This window comes from Italian clover phyllody phytoplasma str. MA1 (genome assembly GCF_000300695.1).
Classification (GTDB): domain Bacteria; phylum Bacillota_I; class Bacilli_A; order Acholeplasmatales; family Acholeplasmataceae; genus Phytoplasma.
On record NZ_AKIM01000109.1, the window covers coordinates 1 to 617 of the forward strand.

The 617-nt window shown below is 29.3% G+C and carries 1 pseudogene; it reads right to left on the reverse strand.

Annotation, left to right across the window (positions count from 1 at the left end):
- Positions 1 to 435, reverse strand: a pseudogene (locus RI01_RS02750) (hypothetical protein); the annotation flags it as partial.
- Positions 436 to 617: the final 182 nt, after the last annotated feature.

Genomic DNA, 617 nt, shown 5'->3' on the forward strand with positions numbered 1-617 from the left:
TATCTCGCCGGAAGTGATGACTTGAGAAAGATCTACCGATTCAAAACCAGTGAAATAATGTAGGTCAGCTTGTCCTTTGTAGGGATTATTTTCAGACTCCGGATTAGACGGAAAAATAGAAGCTTGTTTGTAAGGCCATAAACCATCAAATTTGACTTCAATGTGAATATCATCAATTGGAACATTGGGGTTTTTGGTGTGAACTGCTTTTAAAATTTCTTCTTTTGTGGGTCTTTTAAGGTCGGCGCATTGAATATAATCTAACTCTTTATTAACAATTAATTCCTCCAAGTCTTTTTTGTTGCTTTCGCTGTAATTAGTAGCATTTAATAAATGTGTTCTTCCTGTGTTTAAAACTAAAAAAAATAAAATTAAAAATAATCTTCTTGTGTATTTTATTATTGAGTTATGTTTCAAACTTTTTTTATATACCATAGAATATTTTTGTCTCCTATATTTTTGTGTCTTAAAAAATGGGGCCACATTAAATGGGCTAGCTCTACGGGTGAGCCCCAACGAAATAGTTCCGAATAACAATAAATAATTTTTTCTAAAACAAATACTTTTTAGAAAAAATTATTTATTAATTTACTATATGATAACATAAAAAAAATATT